19 protein-coding genes are annotated in these 16,979 nt (G+C 54.2%); 17 read left to right on the plus strand and 2 right to left on the minus strand.

The genetic code is table 11. The features are described from left to right. Positions 1-40 precede the first annotated feature (40 nt). The 15 genes from glmS to glgA all read left to right on the plus strand — a co-directional run bounded on the left by glmS (position 41) and on the right by glgA (position 13,955). Positions 41-1,870 carry a glutamine--fructose-6-phosphate transaminase (isomerizing) gene (gene glmS / locus H8K04_05105; protein ID UVT16937.1) on the plus strand — a complete coding sequence of 610 codons (1,830 nt, stop codon included), beginning with the start codon at positions 41-43 and terminating at the stop codon, positions 1,868-1,870. Between the two features lie 179 nt (positions 1,871-2,049). Further along, entirely contained in the window at positions 2,050-2,343 is a 294-nt protein-coding gene (gene gatC / locus H8K04_05110; protein ID UVT17869.1) for an Asp-tRNA(Asn)/Glu-tRNA(Gln) amidotransferase subunit GatC, read from the plus strand. Between the two features lie 72 nt (positions 2,344-2,415). Further along, positions 2,416-2,772 carry an aspartate 1-decarboxylase gene (locus H8K04_05115; protein ID UVT17870.1) on the plus strand — a complete coding sequence of 119 codons (357 nt, stop codon included), beginning with the start codon at positions 2,416-2,418 and terminating at the stop codon, positions 2,770-2,772. Positions 2,773-2,853: 81 nt separating this feature from the next. Further along, positions 2,854-4,320, plus strand: a complete 1,467-nt coding sequence (gatA, locus tag H8K04_05120) for an Asp-tRNA(Asn)/Glu-tRNA(Gln) amidotransferase subunit GatA (protein ID UVT16938.1) — start codon at positions 2,854-2,856, stop codon at positions 4,318-4,320. Positions 4,321-4,384: 64 nt separating this feature from the next. Next, positions 4,385-4,792, plus strand: a complete 408-nt coding sequence (locus H8K04_05125) for a DUF948 domain-containing protein (GenBank protein UVT16939.1) — start codon at positions 4,385-4,387, stop codon at positions 4,790-4,792. Next, complete coding sequence (locus tag H8K04_05130) at positions 4,782-5,105, plus strand: YtxH domain-containing protein (GenBank protein UVT16940.1); 324 nt, start codon at positions 4,782-4,784, stop codon at positions 5,103-5,105. Before H8K04_05125 ends, H8K04_05130 begins: the two co-directional genes overlap by 11 nt. Then, entirely contained in the window at positions 5,102-6,529 is a 1,428-nt protein-coding gene (gatB, locus tag H8K04_05135) for an Asp-tRNA(Asn)/Glu-tRNA(Gln) amidotransferase subunit GatB (protein UVT16941.1), read from the plus strand. Before H8K04_05130 ends, gatB begins: the two co-directional genes overlap by 4 nt. 193 nt (positions 6,530-6,722) lie before the next feature. Then, the gene (gene eno / locus H8K04_05140) at positions 6,723-8,009 is read left to right on the plus strand and encodes a phosphopyruvate hydratase (protein ID UVT16942.1); all 1,287 of its coding nucleotides are present in this window, start codon (positions 6,723-6,725) and stop codon (positions 8,007-8,009) included. 27 nt (positions 8,010-8,036) lie between these two features. After that, positions 8,037-8,396 (plus strand): septum formation initiator family protein, encoded by a 360-nt coding sequence (locus tag H8K04_05145; GenBank protein ID UVT16943.1) that lies wholly within the window; start codon positions 8,037-8,039, stop codon positions 8,394-8,396. After that, positions 8,393-9,277 carry a GTPase Era gene (gene era, locus H8K04_05150; protein UVT16944.1) on the plus strand — a complete coding sequence of 295 codons (885 nt, stop codon included), beginning with the start codon at positions 8,393-8,395 and terminating at the stop codon, positions 9,275-9,277. Before H8K04_05145 ends, era begins: the two co-directional genes overlap by 4 nt. A gap of 129 nt (positions 9,278-9,406) precedes the next feature. Next, positions 9,407-10,744 carry a magnesium transporter gene (gene mgtE / locus H8K04_05155; GenBank protein ID UVT17871.1) on the plus strand — a complete coding sequence of 446 codons (1,338 nt, stop codon included), beginning with the start codon at positions 9,407-9,409 and terminating at the stop codon, positions 10,742-10,744. A 52-nt stretch (positions 10,745-10,796) separates the two neighbouring features. After that, on the plus strand, positions 10,797-11,555 hold the full coding sequence (gene recO / locus H8K04_05160) for a DNA repair protein RecO (protein UVT16945.1): 759 nt from the start codon (positions 10,797-10,799) through the stop codon (positions 11,553-11,555). A 25-nt stretch (positions 11,556-11,580) separates the two neighbouring features. Further along, positions 11,581-11,937: a DUF971 domain-containing protein gene (locus tag H8K04_05165; protein UVT17872.1), complete on the plus strand. Its 357-nt coding sequence runs from the start codon at positions 11,581-11,583 to the stop codon at positions 11,935-11,937. Positions 11,938-11,960: 23 nt separating this feature from the next. Next, positions 11,961-12,425 (plus strand): hypothetical protein, encoded by a 465-nt coding sequence (locus H8K04_05170; protein ID UVT16946.1) that lies wholly within the window; start codon positions 11,961-11,963, stop codon positions 12,423-12,425. A gap of 21 nt (positions 12,426-12,446) precedes the next feature. Then, on the plus strand, positions 12,447-13,955 hold the full coding sequence (gene glgA / locus H8K04_05175) for a glycogen synthase GlgA (GenBank protein ID UVT16947.1): 1,509 nt from the start codon (positions 12,447-12,449) through the stop codon (positions 13,953-13,955). Here the strand turns inward: glgA and H8K04_05180 are convergent. Together H8K04_05180 and H8K04_05185 are read right to left on the minus strand one after the other, a co-directional pair. Further along, a complete protein-coding gene (locus tag H8K04_05180; protein ID UVT16948.1) occupies positions 13,952-14,449 on the minus strand; it encodes a hypothetical protein in 498 nt (165 codons plus the stop codon). The genes glgA and H8K04_05180 overlap by 4 nt on opposite strands. Positions 14,450-14,623: 174 nt before the next feature. Beyond that, complete coding sequence (locus tag H8K04_05185) at positions 14,624-15,232, minus strand: response regulator transcription factor (GenBank protein UVT16949.1); 609 nt, start codon at positions 15,230-15,232, stop codon at positions 14,624-14,626. Positions 15,233-15,746: 514 nt separating this feature from the next. Between H8K04_05185 and H8K04_05190 the strand changes: the two genes are divergently transcribed. Beyond that, positions 15,747-15,926 (plus strand): hypothetical protein, encoded by a 180-nt coding sequence (locus H8K04_05190; GenBank protein ID UVT16950.1) that lies wholly within the window; start codon positions 15,747-15,749, stop codon positions 15,924-15,926. A 431-nt stretch (positions 15,927-16,357) separates the two neighbouring features. Continuing rightward, complete coding sequence (locus tag H8K04_05195; protein UVT16951.1) at positions 16,358-16,933, plus strand: hypothetical protein; 576 nt, start codon at positions 16,358-16,360, stop codon at positions 16,931-16,933. The last annotated feature ends 46 nt before the right edge of the window (positions 16,934-16,979 follow it).

A 16,979-nucleotide genomic window follows, 5' to 3' on the forward strand; every position in this document is an offset into this window, starting at 1 on the left:
TCGTCTGCGGGTCAGTCTAGTTAGACCTGGAGCAACCGTCATGTGTGGAATCATCGGATACGTCGGCAATCAAGATGCAGTTCCGATTCTCATCGGGGGATTGGCGAAGCTGGAGTATCGCGGTTACGACTCCTCGGGAGTAGCCGTCATGCAGGGGGAAAAGATTGTTGTCAGACGGAGCGTGGGCAAACTGGTCAATCTTCAAAATGCCCTCAAAGCCAACGAACTGAGGGGGACGGTGGGAATCGGCCACACCCGTTGGGCGACCCATGGGAAACCGTCGGAACAGAATGCCCATCCACATCGGTCGAAAGGCTGCGTGTTGGTGCACAACGGAATCATTGAAAACTATCAGCAGCTAAAACAGCAGTTGGAAAAAGACGGCTACAAGTTCGAATCCGAAACCGATACGGAAGTTGTCGCGCATTTGATCGACAAATATCTTCAGAAAGAGCACAGGCTGGCCGATGCCGTGCGATTGGCGACCAAAGATGTGAAGGGTAGTTATGCATTGGCCGTGATTTCCGAGCGGGAGCCCGGTACCTTGATTGCCGCGCGTTCCGGTTGCCCGCTGGTCGTCGGGCGGACCAATCAGGCTTCTTATGTGGCGTCCGATGTCATGGCGATGCTCGCGCACACGCGGGAAGTGACCTACCTCGAAGAAGGAGATGTGGCGGTCGTCACTCAAGACCGGGTCGATCTCACCGACGTCGACGGCCATGCCGTGTCGCGAAAGCCGTCAACGATTACATGGGACGCATCGGCGGTGGAGAAGAGCGGATATCCGCATTTCATGCTGAAGGAGATTCACGAACAACCCCAGACCATTCTGGATACGATGCGCGGACGGTACTCGTATGAGACCGGTGAAGCGGATCTACCCGACATCGGGCTGACGCCGGAGGAGTTCGCCGCCGTTGAGCGCATCTGGATCGTGGCCTGCGGCACCTCCTGGCATGCGGGACAGGTGGGGAAATATTTGTTTGAAGAGATGGTCCGCACTCCGGTGCAGGTGGATATCGGCAGCGAGTTTCGGTATCGCGATCCGCTTGTCGGCAAGAAAGATTTGTTCATTACCATTTCTCAGTCCGGTGAGACGGCCGATACGCTGGCCGCCGCGCGAGAGGCCAAGGGAAAGGGCGCGCGCGTCGTCTCGATCGTGAATGTGGTCGGGAGCACCTTGGCGCGGGAATCCGATGGGGTCCTGTACACCCATTGCGGGCCGGAGATCGGCGTCGCGTCGACCAAGGCGTTCACCGCTCAGCTCACAGCCCTCTATCTTCTGGCATTGCATTTTGCGCGAGTTCGTAATGTGATGAAGATAGCGGACGGCAAAGCATGGCTCGACCGGTTGGTGCGGTTGCCCGTATTGGTGGAGAGTGTGCTGCGGAGAGAAGCTGAAATCGTGGCGATTGCCAAGCGCTATTATAAGAAGCGGAACTTTCTGTTTCTAGGACGGGGCATCAACTATCCGATTGCGCTGGAAGGGTCGTTGAAGCTGAAAGAAATCTCCTACATCCACGCCGAAGGCTATGCGGCGGGCGAGATGAAGCACGGTCCGATCGCGCTGATCGATAAGGACATGCCGGTCGTGGTCTTGGCGCCTCGGGACCGGCTCTATGACAAAACGGTCAGCAATCTCATGGAAGTCAAGGCGCGGCACGCGCCGGTGATTGCCTTCGTGGCCGAAGGCGAGCGAGAGCTCGGCAAGATCGCGGATGCCGTGTTCACGGTGCCGGACACCCATCCGCTGATTTCGCCGATTCTGTTTACGATCCCGCTGCAACTCCTTGCGTATCATATTGCGGTGCTGCGCGGCGCGGATGTGGATCAGCCGAGGAATTTGGCAAAAAGCGTGACCGTGGAATGAGGATAAGAGTGAGGCGCGAAGGCGGGTCCCCGTGCTCGCTCAACGCGCGAGCCCTAGGGAAAGGCGGCGTCTTGGCGCTGCTAGGGCGGCGAGGGTAAGAACCGTCAAGGCCCTCGTTGAATGCGCGCAGTAGGGGATCCCACCATCACGCCTCATGGATGAGAGAGAGGTATAAGAAGGTGGAGATTACGCAGCAGGATGTGGAAAAGGCGGCGCAGTTGGCACGATTGACTGTCACCCCCGCCGAGAAGGAGGCCTTTGCCAAACAGTTGAGCGAGATTCTTACGCACGTCGACAAGTTGAAGCAGTACGACACAACCGGAATCGAACCGACTACAACAGTCATGGGCCAAGTGAATGTGTTTCGGGAGGATGTCGTGCGTCCGTCCCTTGCACAGGACCAGGCGTTGGCGAATGCGCCGCAACGTGAAGCGGACGGTTTCGTCGTGCCAAAAATTCTAGAGGAGCGTTAACCGTCGAGCGTCCCGCTCATTCGTGGGGTACCGCGAATGACGAGTGACGGATGACGAATGACGAACAGATACATGTTTCGACAAATGCTTCGTTCGAAAATTCACCGCGCCACGGTAACGGGCGCGCATCTTGAGTATGAAGGCAGCTTGACCATCGATCAGGATTTGATGGAGGCCGCCGGTATCCTTCCCTATGAGGCCATCATCTGCTCGAACTTGAATAACGGCGAGCGATTCATGACCTATGCCATCAACGGAAAGCGGGGAAACGGAGATATCATCCTGAACGGACCTACTGCGCGAAAAGCGGCGGTCGGAGATCAGATCATCATCTTTTGTTACGAGTATTACGGCGACGAAGAAATCAAGAAGCACGCGCCGAAGATCGTCCGAGTGGACGAAAAGAATCACATCGTGACCGTGCGCTGACCAAATAGGGAAACAGGACAACGGGAGAAGTCGGCAATCCGGCCAGCCGATGGTTGGTCGCGTGACGGCAGCGGAGAAGCGATGTCCCTCCACAAATTGACTCTCTTCGAGCTTCACAAAAAATTCAAGGCAGGCGAAGTCACGGCGACGGAGATCGTGCGTGCCTACTCCCTTCGCATCAGCCAGGTGGAGCCGAAGATTAAGGCCTTCGTCACGCAAGCGAAAGAAACCGCGTCCGCGCAGGCAGAGGATTTAGACCGGAAACTCAAGGACTGGCGAAGGACTCAGCCGCTCACCGGAATGCCTCTTGCCGTCAAAGATAATATCTGTACGGACGGCGTTCCCACGACGTGCAGCTCTCGAATGTTGCAGAATTTTGTGCCACCGTACGATGCCACGGTCGTCGCCAAGTTGCGGGCACAGGAGTACATTTTGTTGGGCAAGACGAACCTGGATGAGTTCGCAATGGGATCGTCGACGGAAAACTCGGCATTTGGGCCCAGCCGCAATCCCTGGAATGTGCACTGCGTGCCGGGAGGGTCGAGCGGAGGGTCCGCGGCGGCGGTGGCGGCAGAGGAATGCGTGGCCGCACTTGGATCGGATACCGGAGGTTCCATCAGGCAGCCGGCGGCGTTCTGCGGCGTGGTGGGACTGAAGCCGACCTATGGACGGGTGTCTCGGTACGGCTTGGTGGCGTTTGCTTCCTCGCTGGATCAAATCGGCCCGATTACCAGAAATGTGTCCGATGCGGCGTTTCTCCTTCAAGCCATTGCTGGCCATGATCCAATGGATTCCACATCGGTCGATCGCCCGGTGCCGGATTACATGAAGGCATTGCAAAAGCGTGACCTCAAATCTCTGAGGGTGGGCGTGCCGGTGGAGTTCTTCACTGAAGGACTGGATTCCGAAGTCGAGCAGGCAGTCAGAGCTGCTATCGACGAGTTGAAGCATCTGGGAGCTGAAGTCAAGGAAATCCGGCTGCCGAGAACCGATGCTGCGGTGGCGGTCTACTATGTGATCGCGACCGCGGAAGCCAGTTCGAATCTTGCCCGGTTCGACGGGGTGAAGTTCGGTTTGCGAGCCAAAGAGACCAAAGATCTGCCCGAACTGTACATGAAGACGCGGCAGGAGGGGTTTGGGCCGGAAGTGAAGCGGCGAATCATGCTGGGGACGTATGTTCTTAGCGCCGGGTATTATGATGCGTATTATGGGAAGGCCCAAGCTGTCCGCACGCTGGTTTGCCAGGATTTCGCGGCGGCATTCAAAGAGGTCGATGTGATCGTGACCCCTGCGACTCCGACACCGGCATTCAAGTTGGGGGAAAAGAGCGAAAACCCGCTGCAAATGTACCTGTCGGACATCTTCACGATCTCGGTGAATCTCGCGGGTCTGCCGGCGATTGCCCTCCCCTGTGGGTTCAGCAAGGCGGGGCTTCCGATCGGGTTGCAGCTGATCGGGCGGGCGTTCGAGGAAGAAACAGTGCTTCGAGCCGCACACGCCTATGAGCAATCGACGCAATGGCATCTCAAAAAGCCGGTGATACGGTAAGGACCGGGCAGAGAGTGGCAAGGGAGAGGATGTACGGGATGAAAGACCAGGAGGATTGGCTGTTATGAGCATCGTTGAAATCGCGGCACTCCTCGTGGCGATCGCTTTCGTGGTACTGGTCGGGTATCTCGTGCCGGTATTGATGCAAGTTCGTAAGACGGTCGCCGAATCGGAACAGCTCCTATCGAAGATGAACGTCGAGGTGCCGGCGCTTGTTGCGGAACTACGGACCATGAGCCAGAACTTGAATGATGTGACGAATCAGGTTCGTGAAAGCACGGAACATGCGGCGGTATTGCTCCATGCTGTGGGAGAAGTCGGTGAGTCCGTGCAACAAGTCCATAACATCATTCGCGGATCGAGCGGCACACTGTTGACGAACGTGGCAAGTATGGTGGCGGGATTTAAGGCCGCCACCCAAGTCGTGCGAGAACGGATGAGACAAGAAGGAGGGACACACAATGGCGGATGATCGAGGAACATCGGCAGCGGTCCTGCTGGCTTTTTTAAGCGGTGCGGCGCTGGGCGCTGTCGCAGCGCTGTTATTGGCGCCGCAATCAGGGAGCGAATCCCGCGATCGACTGCGCGGGTACGCCCGTCGCGCGGAAACCGATCTACGCGATCTTGCCGGGCGGGCCGGAGAGGCGTTTGAGGAAGTCGTCGATCAAGGCAAAGAGTTTGTTGAAACGAAGCGGTCGGTCCTGCGTGAGGCGTTCGATGCGGGACGCGAAGCGATGAAGCGCGAGCGAGGCCGCATCCAGGAAGAGGGGCCGAACCGAGGATGAACTTTGAGACGGTCATCGGAGTGGAGGTCCACGCACAGCTCCGGACCAAATCCAAAATGTTCTGCGGGTGCAGCGCGACATTCGGGTCGTCGGCCAACAGCCAGACATGCCCGGTCTGCCTCGGTCTGCCGGGCAGCTTACCCGTCATCAACCGGACGGCGGTCGAAATGGCGGTCCGCGCGGGTCTGGCGCTGAACTGTACGATCACGGCAAACAATCAATTTGCGAGAAAAAACTACTTCTATCCGGACTTGCCGAAGGGGTATCAGATCTCTCAGTACGAATTCCCCATCTGCCAACATGGGTGGATTGAGATTGCCGCCGCCGGGGGGATCAAGCGAGTGCGCATCCGCCGAGCTCATCTCGAAGAGGATGCCGGCAAGAACACGCATGGAGCCGGCACGGGGGAAAGCCGTGTGGACTTGAATCGCGCCGGGACACCACTGCTGGAAATTGTCACGGAACCCGACATGGGGTCAGCCGACGAAGTTGTGGCGTACCTTAAAGGACTGCGGGACATCTTGATGTATCTTGAAGTCTGCGACGGCAACATGGAGGAGGGGAGCTTTCGGTGTGAGCCGAATCTGTCGCTCCGTCCGGTTGGACAGAAAGAGTTTGGGACGAAGGTCGAGCTGAAGAACATCAATTCCTTCAAGTATGTGAAGGATGCGATCGACTATGAGGTCAAGCGGCAGACTAAGGTCTTGAACGAGGGCGGAAAAATTCGCCAGGAAACCAGACTCTGGAACATCGACCGTGGTGAAACGGCCGTCATGCGCTCCAAAGAAGAAGCCCATGACTATCGCTATTTCCCGGATCCGGATCTGGTGCCGTTGAAGCTGGAACAGGAATGGATTGAGGGATTTAAGTCGTTGTTGCCGGAGTTGCCGGCTGTGCGCATGCGTCGATTTGTTGAGGCGTACGGATTGCCGGAGTACGACGCGGGCGTATTAACGGCGTCAAAGGGAATGGCCGATTATTTCGAGAGCGGTGTGAAGCAGTTCAACCACCCGAAAACCGTGAGTAACTGGGTGATGGGAGAGTTGACGAGAGAGTTGAACAACTCCGGGACGGATATCAGCGTCTCACCGGTCAGTCCTGAACGTCTAGTCGGCCTATTACAGATGGTGGACAAAGGGGCGATCAGTCTAAAGGTGGCTCGGGATATGTTCCCGGAGCTCTATAGCAGCGGAAAAGCGCCTGAGCAGATTGTTCAAGAAAAGGGTCTGACGCAGGTCTCTGATGAAAGCGTATTGGAGAAGATAATCGATGAGGTGCTGAGCAAGAATCCGACCCAGGTTGCACAGTTCAAGGAAGGCAAACAGCAAGTATTAGGTTTCCTCGTCGGGCAGGTCATGAAGGCCAGCGGGGGAAAAGCGAATCCAGGGAAGGTGAATGAGTTGTTGAAAAAGAAGTTGGGATGATACGGGATTGGGAATGACCAGGTAGACTCCGATGCTCGCGCAAGGCGCACGCTGGAGTGTATCGAAGTCTTAGAATTGTGGGCGGTGCTCCTTGCATGCGCGCAGTGGCAGCCCACCGGGTCATTCCCTAACTGCTAGTGTTGAAGAAACTCAAGAATAGAACAATCGCTTTGGAATAGGAAGGTGGAGGAGCATGAGCGCGATTAGAGAAATCAAGGGCAGACAGATCATCGATTCGCGGGGCAATCCGACGATCGAAGCTGAGGTCACGCTGGAAAGCGGTGCAAAGGGGCGGGCGGCAGTGCCTTCAGGCGCGTCAACGGGGGAAAAAGAAGCGATCGAGCTCCGCGACGGCGATAAGAAACGCTGGATGGGGAAGGGCGTCACAAAGGCTATGGCGAACATCAGTAAGGTCATTGCGCCCGAGCTGCTTGGCAAGGAAGCGTTCGATCAAGCCGGCGTCGATCGAGCCATGATTGCCTTAGATGGAACGAAGACGAAGGGGAAGCTGGGGGCGAATGCGATCTTGGGGGTGTCGCTGGCCGTGGCGAAGGCGGCGGCGAATGAAACAGGGCAGCCGCTCTATCGTTATCTGGGAGGGAGTAATGCCCGAGTGCTTCCGGTCCCGCTCATGAACATTATCAACGGTGGAGCTCATGCCGACAATCGATTGGATCTCCAAGAGTTCATGATCATGCCGGTGGGTGCCGGCCGGTTCAGCGAAGCCCTCCGAATGGCCACCGAGGTTTTTCATTCGCTGAAGGCCCTCTTGAAGAAGAAGGGGCTCAACACGGCTGTGGGGGATGAAGGCGGGTTTGCACCGGATCTGCAATCGAATGAGGAAGCGCTGAGCCTGATTTCCCAGGCGATCGAAGAGGCCGGCTATAAGACCGGGCGAGATATCGCACTGGCGCTGGACTGTGCAGCGAGCGAGTTCTATGACAAGGGACGGTATGTCCTGGAAGCGGAGAAGAATCCGGAACGTTCGTCGGAAGCCATGATCGCATACTATGGCACACTGCTGGATCGTTATCCGATCCTCTCGATCGAAGACGGTCTGAGTGAACTAGATTGGAAGGGTTGGAAAATGCTCACGGAAAAGCTGGGAAAGAGGGTGCAGCTTGTCGGGGACGACATTTTTGTCACCAACGTAGAGATCTTTTCGAAGGGGATCAAGGAAGGAATCGGGAATTCCATCTTGATCAAGCTCAATCAGATTGGAACCTTGACGGAGACTCTGGATGCGATCGAGCTCGCAAAGCGGTCAGGCTACACGGCGATCATTTCACACCGGTCCGGTGAAACCGAAGACACCACGATTGCAGATGTGGCGGTCGCGACGAACAGCGGATTGATCAAGACAGGATCGTTATCCCGAACAGACCGAGTGGCAAAATATAATCAACTGCTCCGGATTGAAGAGGAGCTGGGGGCCGCCGCGCTGTATCGTGGCCGGGAAGCAGTGCCTGTGAGAGCATAACTCGTTTTGGAGTCGATTGACGCGCAGATGATCATCAAGCAGAATCGTGGTCGACAGTGGCTGGAATGGCGGGGGCGTCTCTTTGCCGTGATGCAAGTGATGGGGGCTGCGGGATGCATCTGGCTGCTCGTGGCGCTGTTCTCCGGAGAAATGGGCCTGACTCGTTATCTCTCCATGCGGGATCATGCTACGAGCCTTGAACAAGAGCTGTCGGCCTTGCGCAGGGAAAATGCCACCTTACAGCAGGATATCACTCGTCTGCAGCATGACCCAGCCAAAATCGAACAGTTGGCCCGCGAACAGTTGGGTTATGTGCGCAAGGGAGAAACCGTCTATCAACTTGTGCCGGATGCTGGAAAGCAACAGGAGCCCTTGTCGAGGCCATGAAGTTCGGAACGGTAGCGATCATTGGGCGGTCCAACGTCGGCAAGTCGACGTTGCTGAATCATTTGTTGGGTGAAAAAGTCTCGATTGTGTCGAGTAAGCCTCAAACCACCCGGACACGAATTATGGGCGTCGTGCATGCGGAAGGAGCCCAGATTGCGTTTCTCGACACGCCCGGCCTGCATAAGCCTGAGCATTTACTGAATCGCCGAATGGTTCGAACCGCCGTGGAAACTTTGGAAGACGCGGATCTGTTGTACATGCTCATGGATGCGACGAGCCTGCCGGGTCCAGGAGATATGACGGCCATTAAATATATGAAGGAGGCGTTGGCGAAACATCCGCGGCCGGTGATCCTTGTCGTCACGAAAATTGACCTTGTGAACAAGCATAAGCTGCTTCCCATCATCGATCGATATGCCAAGCTGTTCGCGTGGACGGAGGTCGTGCCGGTTTCCGCACAGGGAGACGATAATGTGGATCGGTTGCTGGCGGTCACGGTTCCCTATCTTCCCTCCGGAGAAGGAGCGTACGCTGACGATGTCATCACAGATCAGACGATGAGGACGCTGGCGGCGGAAATGATCCGTGAGAAGGTATTGAAGGAGACGGAGGAGGAGGTGCCGCATGCGGTGGCGGTCGAGATCGATGAGTTCGTCGAACAGGGCAAGCTCGCGAAAATTCGGGCTTCGATTGTCGTTGAGCGAGAGACACAGAAGGGCATCCTGATAGGGAAACAAGGGGAGCGTTTGAAATCGATCGGTACGCAGGCCAGGCTGGATATGGAACGGCTATTCGGCATGAAAGTGTTTCTTGAGCTATGGGTGAAGGTCAGAAAAGCCTGGCGTGAGGACGAGCAGGCATTGGTGCAGCTGGGATACTAGAAAATCATGCAACCGACGGAACGACCAACGGAGCCACGCGTACCGGATCAGCGCCCTCGCCAGTCTGAGCGGGATGTGCTGCGCGAAGTCTTGCGCGATCAGGCCGAGCGTGGGCAGACGAAGTCGGACATCGTCATTCAGTCCGTCCAGAAGCTGCTGCGGCGAGGAGCGATCACGAACCTCTCCAAAATGTTAGGGCGCATGCACCCTGCCGATATCGCCAAAGTCGTGACCCACCTGTCATCGCTAAAAGAAAAGCGGGAAATCTTCGAGCTGGTCCGCGGTGAAGGCAAGCGTGGTCAAGTGTTGAGTGAACTCGACGGCGAAAGCATTCAACAAGTCGTCGCGGATCTGTTGCATTCTGACATTGCCTGGCTCTTAAAAGATCTCGGCCCCGACGATGTGGCCTACATTCTCGGATTCCTTCCCGAAGAGCGCAGCAAAGAAATTCTCGCCCTGATGAAGACCGAGGATTCGACCGAGGTCGCCGATATCCTCAAGTATCCGAAGGATACGGCCGGGGCGATCATGACGACGGAGTTCTTCTCCCTGCCGGAGGACGCGACGGCGCAGGAGGCGATCCGCCGGTTGCAGCAAGCTACCGATGCGGAAATGGTGTTCTATATTTATGTGACGGACAAAGATGAACGCCTAGTCGGTGTCCTCTCGCTCAGGCAACTCATCACGGTCCCTCCCACGACTCCGTTGAAGAACATCATGACCCGGGAGGCCATGAGTGTCACGATCGACATGGACCAGGAAGAAGTCGCACGCCAAGTGGCCAGTTATAATTTGTTGGCTATTCCCGTCGTGGAACGGGACGGCAGGTTGGTAGGCATTATTACGGTCGATGACGTAGTCGACGTCATCCGGGAGGAAGCGACCGAGGATATGTTGAAGATGGCCGGTGCGATTGAAGAGGAGTCAGGCTCGAAGTCTTCAAGCATCGGTTCGGCGAAGCTTCGATTACCATGGCTGTTTACCAACCTGATCGGTAGCCTCTTGTCCGGCGCGATTCTCTGGTATTTCCGCTATACGATCCAGGAGGTCGTAGCGATTGTGAGTTTTATTCCCGTGATCGCGGCGATGGGCGGCAATGTGGGTTTGCAATCTTCGACGCTGATTATTCGAGGGCTGGCCACCGGTACTGTAGAACTCACTCATGTATGGCCCGTCTTCTTTCGCGAAGCGAAGATCGGCCTGGTTATGGGAGTGGCCTGCGGCGTGACATTGACACTGGTTGGTTGGGTGCTTCATCAGGGATTTTTGGGCATGGTCGTTGGAGCTTCGCTGATCATCGCCTTTCTGGTGTCGACCAGTATGGCGACGATTATGCCGATCCTCCTCAAGCGCATGGGGGTTGATCCGGCTGTTGCGGCCGGTCCGTTTGTCACGACGGCCAACGACATCACCGGTATTACGATCTATCTGACCTTGGCTACTCTTTTCTTGGAGTCTCTCCGGTGACGCGAACCAACGCATTGTTCGGTTTCTGTGGTGTTGGTGTAAGGGAGTGGCTGTGCCTCTCATAAAAACAACCGCGATCATTTTACGGAGCCTCAAGTGGGGTGATGCCGATCGAATCGTGACCTTTTATTCTAAGAATTTAGGAAAGATCCGCGGGGTGGCCCGCGGCGCCCGGCGCCAGAAAAGCCGTTTCGGGGCTGCGCTTGAGCCCTTCAGCCTGTGCCGCTTGAATCTGTTTGAGAAAAGCGGGGATTCGCTGTTTCGGATTTCGCATGTTGATTTGGTGAGGTCCGCTCAGATCTTGCGGGAAGATCTCACCTTGATGGCCTCGGCGGCACGGATGGTCAATGTCGTGGGGGCAATCACTCCAGATGGTGATCCGGATCCGCTCTTATTTGATACCCTGGATCAGGGGCTGATGTCGCTTCACGAAAGTGAAGATCCTGCGTTTACGGCTTTGCTTTTTCAGATCAGACTGTTGGGGCTCACGGGGTTTCGTCCGCAGACCGATCATTGCGTTGCCTGCGGGAAGACATGTTTCGTCGGGGAACCACAGTTTTCCCCGATCGCTGGAGGCCTCGTATGCTTGGTGTGTGCTGCACACCAACGGGTGCGTTGTGTCACACTTTCGCGGGGCAGCCTCTCGTTTCTCCAACAAGCCATTCGGCTGGCTCCTACCATCGTCACGCGGTTGCGGGCCACGGGCCGAGTGAGGAACGAAGTGGAGGAAGCGATCGAAGGGTATGTAACGGTGGTAGCCGGTCGACGGCTCCCACCGGTGAACTTTCTGTCGCTCGCATCACCGGGATGAGTAAGACACGATGACAGAGGAACGCATGGCCGGCACTGCTTTGGAGCCTCGGGATATGGAGTGGCTCGACAAAGGAGTATTGGGAATTCAGTGGAGCGACGGACACAAGGGTATCTATCCTGTTCGCTATTTACGGCAGCACTGTCCCTGTGCTGCCTGTGTCGATGAGTGGACAGGCGCGCGCCGGCTCAATGCCGAAGATGTGCCGCTCTTGATCATGCTGCAGGATATTCAACCGGTTGGCCGCTACGCCTTCCAGTTCACGTGGAGCGACGGCCATGCAACCGGCATCTATTCCTATTCTTTGCTGAGAAAGTTGTGCCAATGCGATGTCTGTCAACCGGTGAAACCAGTCGAATCCAAATCCCGCCGGCTCATGTGAGGGCAAGGTCCAAAGTGATCGACATGCTCATCGTCCCGATGAAGACAGTGCTGGTCCTCTGCGGTCTTTCGGCGTTCTTGTTGATCGTCGGCTGTAAGAGCATGCCGACGCAGGAGCAGCAAGAACAGCTGGTAAAGGCCGATAATCTTGTATTGGATCAAATCACGGCTGGAGCGGTCGTCAGCGCTTGGGGCAAGCCCCCTCTCTATCACAGTGAGTTCACCTATTTTTTCGTGATGCCGGACTTCAGTGTCATTCCTCGATCGCGAGTGGCCACGGGAGAAGCGCCGAAAGGGTGGAAGGCTGGAGTGCATGCAGGTGAAGGGGTGTACTTTGCATACCCCGATCGTGGCTGGTTACTGGTATTTCTCGATGATCGCCTTGTCTACAAGGAAAAGCTCAAACCTGAGGAGTTACAGGCCCTTGCAAAATCCTGGGCCTATGAGGATCGATTCAAGACCATGGTCGATGAACCTTCCCGTCCTTAGTTCCGCTGCTCGATCTATCCCATGATCTCAACATTGCCAGATGGTTTGCATATCGCGATGGCAGCTTCCGAGGCTGTCCCATACGCGAAGACGGGTGGGTTAGCCGACGTGGTCGGGGCGTTGGCGATCGAGTTGACGAAATTAGGGCATCAGGTGACATTGCTGTTGCCGAGGTACCGAACCCAGGCAACCCCTGAGTCTCGTCAACCGACCATGCGATTCTCTATTGCGTTGGGTGGGAAGACGGCGGACGTATCGGTAGAAGAAGAATATGTCTCGGTCACAGGAGCTTTGCATCGATTGAGAATACTCTTCGTGCGGTATGATCCCTACTTTGATCGTGAGGGGCTCTACCAACAGGACCATCGTGATTATCCGGACAACCTCAATCGGTTTGCCCTCTTTTGCCGCGCAATTCTTGAAGTATTGCAAGTGCTGGCCGATGTGCGAGGAGAGAAGGTCGATGTGCTGCATGTGCATGATTGGCAGACTGCATTGTGTCCGGTCTATCTTAAGGCTCTGCCTCATGAGTACAAGGGGCTCCAACATCTAAAAACGTTGTTGACCCTGCACAATTTGGGGTATCAAGGCATATTCCCGGGCAAGCAGTTCGTTGAGACGGGTCTCCCTCCGACATTGTTTTCTCCGAGCGGCGTGGAGTACTACGGGTCGATCAATTGCCTAAAGGGCGGTATTGTTTTTTCAGATGCTGTTTCTACGGTGAGCCCTACCTATGCCAAGGAAATCATGACGGCGGAATTCGGCTGTGGGCTTGAAGGTGTACTGGCGAGCCGCCTGGATGGAGTGAAAGGTGTTACGAATGGCATCGATGTCACCGTTTGGAATCCCAAGCATGACCCCTACCTGCCCACGCGGTACATGGCTACTGATTTGTCCGGCAAACCCGTGTGCAAGCGAGCGTTACAGCGGGAACTTGAATTGCCGGTTCTTGAGGCGCCTCTTTTGGCTGTGATTGGCAGGCTGACATCTCAAAAGGGCTTTGATCTCTTGATGGAGGCTATCCCTGAACTGATGTCTCTAGATATACAAGTTGCCGTGCTGGGCACAGGTGATCGCCATTTGGAACAACAATTTATTGCAGCCAAGGCGAGATATCCGAATCAGATCGGTCTTCATCTTGGCTTTAATGAAGAGCTGGCGCATCGAATTGAGGCTGGCTCGGACATGCTGGTCATGCCGTCTCGCTATGAACCCTGTGGATTAAGTCAACTCTATAGCCTTCGGTACGGCACGGTACCTATTGTGCGTCGTACAGGAGGTCTAGCTGATACGGTCGTTCCTTTTCGCCCGTCGACGGTCAAATCCAAGTCCGCGACAGGCTTCCACTTTACCGATGCCACAACTGAATCCTTGCTTTCCACGATTCTGCTTTCCCTTTATGTATATAAAGAGCGGAAGACCTGGCAGTCATTGATCAATGCAGGAATGAATACCGATCTGTCTTGGACACGATCGGCAAAACTATATGTCGAGCTTTATCGCGGGTTGCGGGGAGAGGAAAGGGGCTAGCGAGTATTGAACGAAACGTTGATCCCTTGCCCGAGTTTTGCCAGAAGAACTTTGGCTCTAAGAACGTAGTAGGAGTTTTCTTCCCTCTGAAGCTTGGTGACTGAAACAAGGAGATCGCGAGCAGTGTCGGTCTGTCCTTGATTTAAAGCCAGCTCCCCAGAGTGAAGGGCACAGGCCGCAACCATAGCCTCTGCATCAACTGCAACTCGACTAGTTGGATTGGCAACCAGGCGCTCAAGGTGAGTCGGCAGTGGAAGGATAAACCCTTCGTTTCCATCGGCTAGTTGACTGGCTGAACGAAGTTGACTCAAATCTGCCATTGCCTGGCTCAAATCAGAGGTAGACTTGCAGTCGGCATAGGTGTTCCAGAGCGACATGAAACCGCTGTTTTGTAGCTCTGTTACCTGGGATGATGGGCTAGTTGCACAAGCTGAAGTAAGAACCGCCGCTCCAAGAAGCCCTATAACTAGACTTTTAGCTACCATGCCTTGCATATCTGCTCACCTCTAAGGAGCCTTACTGCAAGTGGTAGGCCTAACAAATACCTCTTGGATTTGAAGGAAAAGGAGAAGATACCAGGATTTTCATTATCAGGAGCTGTGTCAATCTCAACTCACTGTTGCGCCGTTGACACAATCAAAAAGCTATAGCAAAGGGAAACGTCAGGACTAGGAATTGAAGATTTGGACAAGAATGCCGGTCCTGGTGGTAGCGTTCGTTTTTCTCATAATGTGCTTAATATGTTCTTTTACTGTTTGTTCGGTAATCTGGAGGGCATTCGCGATTTCCTTATTGGTCCACCCTTTCGCCAAGTGTTCAACTACTGATTGCTCACGGTTTGTTAATTGGAACCGTTCTCTAGCATGTTCAGTATTGAGGTTTTGTTTCCGCCCCAGCTCCTCCATGGTAACCACAAGCCTGGCGTTTTGAATCCCTCCTCGATCTGGCAAACCGAATCCCCTCAAAAGAATCGGCTGGTTTGGATCCCCGGTCACCCGCTTGAGTTCGAATTGTTCCCAATCCTTGGCCTCCGTACGTATATGAAGGGCTTTAATAATTTCTCCACAAAGTTCAGTCAAGGCGGTCGGCAGGACTCCACGTGCGGAAATCGCTGTATTGCCCCCATGCTCAACAGCATTGATTTTCTTAGCAAGTTCAGTAGCTTGTCGATTCATGTGGAGAAGCTGCATAGATGCTGATAGCACCACAATTCCTGATCCTGCCCTTTGATCAGCAAGCACATCTGTTTGGTCGGAACCCTTTGGTGATTCAGTCATAAAGACTTATGGCGGCACTCTATTTCTGTGGAATGAGCCAGTATCGATTCTTGACAACCCTAATTAGATCAGCTCGATAGGTACAACACAGGGTAATGCAGGTATAGTACCTAACCCTTTCGAGGGAGTCAACATATACCTTTGGGAAAGCAGCCTACATCATTGGTATTGTTCATCCAAGTCGCAACAAATATATTCGCCACAGGTTCCTGAGGTGTGGGATCGGATCTATCAGTCCTAGCTGGATAACCGTTCAATCGATTCTAATGTCCTGATGTGTAGCTAGGGATCATCGCAACGTAAAAGTCTGTATATACAATGCTTTATAGCCAAGGAGGGTTCGAAAGTGACACCAATTGAATGGGAATGGCCGATAAGGGATAGCCATGAGAAACATAGCGAGCGAGCGGCGCTACTGAGGCCGATCCTCTATCAAATAACATCTCCCGAAGAGGGAAACACCATTTCCGCGAGAGACGGTAGAGCGCTATCGCTAAATATCAGCAGCGGGGGTATGCTGATCCTCATGGATCAAGCCCCAGCCGTCGAACAGGTGTTGAAAGTCTATGTGCCGACACCCATAACCATTGCTGAAACTCCAACCCTAGCTGAAGTCCGCTGGACAAGAAAGCTGCCGTTCGGGAATTCAAATAGTCATGCGCTATACTTTGTGGGGCTTAAATTCATGTTCTAATTTAGAATCGTGCATAGTTTAACTCTGCCGTATTAAGCAATCATGAAGCGAGCGGTGCTTAGACGTGCTTGAGTCGGCAAAACAATGCGGCACAGGCAATGGTTTTGCGGCGAGAAGCATCAGCTCTCTATTGAGATTCAATAAGTGAGTATTCACACTGGAATTTCCCGAGAATAGATCCCAAACCAAATGTCTCATTCATCATGTCGGTGTATTAGGTTCGAAGAACTGCATAGATGGAGAATAGTTTCGGAGTTCTGGCGCACTCGCCGATGAGGTGAGTGGGGGGTCGGTCGAAGCCTTCTCAAGAAGATTGTTCTAGCTTTGTGACGACGATGTCCCGGTTCGTACGTTGACTTGTGGGGGAGGCTCTATAAAAGTAAAATCTGGTGTGCACCGGATGGGCGGTAGCCCACATGCTGAGCTAAATTATGGAAAAACCAACCCGAGATGTGAACCGGATTAACGAAGATTTTGCTGTTACTTCAAGATTTGAGGAGTTGGATTGGTATGCAGTTAGTACAAAAGCGAACCATGAAAGGCATGTTGAGCAAAATATCAAGCGCTTGGGAATTGAGTGTTTTTTGCCGCTGTTACAAGAGCATAAAATCGTCCGACGGCAACCAAAAACCGTAATTGGTCCCCTGTTCCCCGGATATCTATTTGTCCGAATCGATCTTTCAAAGCATTATAGAGCAGTAATTTATACCCGAGGAGTCCGAAAGATCGTCGAATTCGGCTCAATTCCTGTGAAGGTCGATGCCGCGATGATCGACATCATTAAGAACAAAACAAAAGATGCTAAAATGTTCGTACGAGAAGAAGCCAAAGAACTGAGAAATGGCCAGCTAGTCCAAATTATGGACGGTCCTCTGATTGGATTTGAGGCAGTTTTTGTGCGGAAAATGCCAGGGCGACAAAGGGCGATTGTACTTCTCCATGCACTCGCACTCCGGGCACGAGCCGTGGTAGATATTGGTCAGTTGTCCCCATATGTAGCGGCGTGAGTTTCGTTTACTATCCTAGTGTCAATTCGATCTCCACAGATAGCGT

It is taken from the genome of Nitrospira sp. (genome assembly GCA_024760525.1).
In the GTDB taxonomy this organism is placed as follows: domain Bacteria; phylum Nitrospirota; class Nitrospiria; order Nitrospirales; family Nitrospiraceae; genus Nitrospira_D.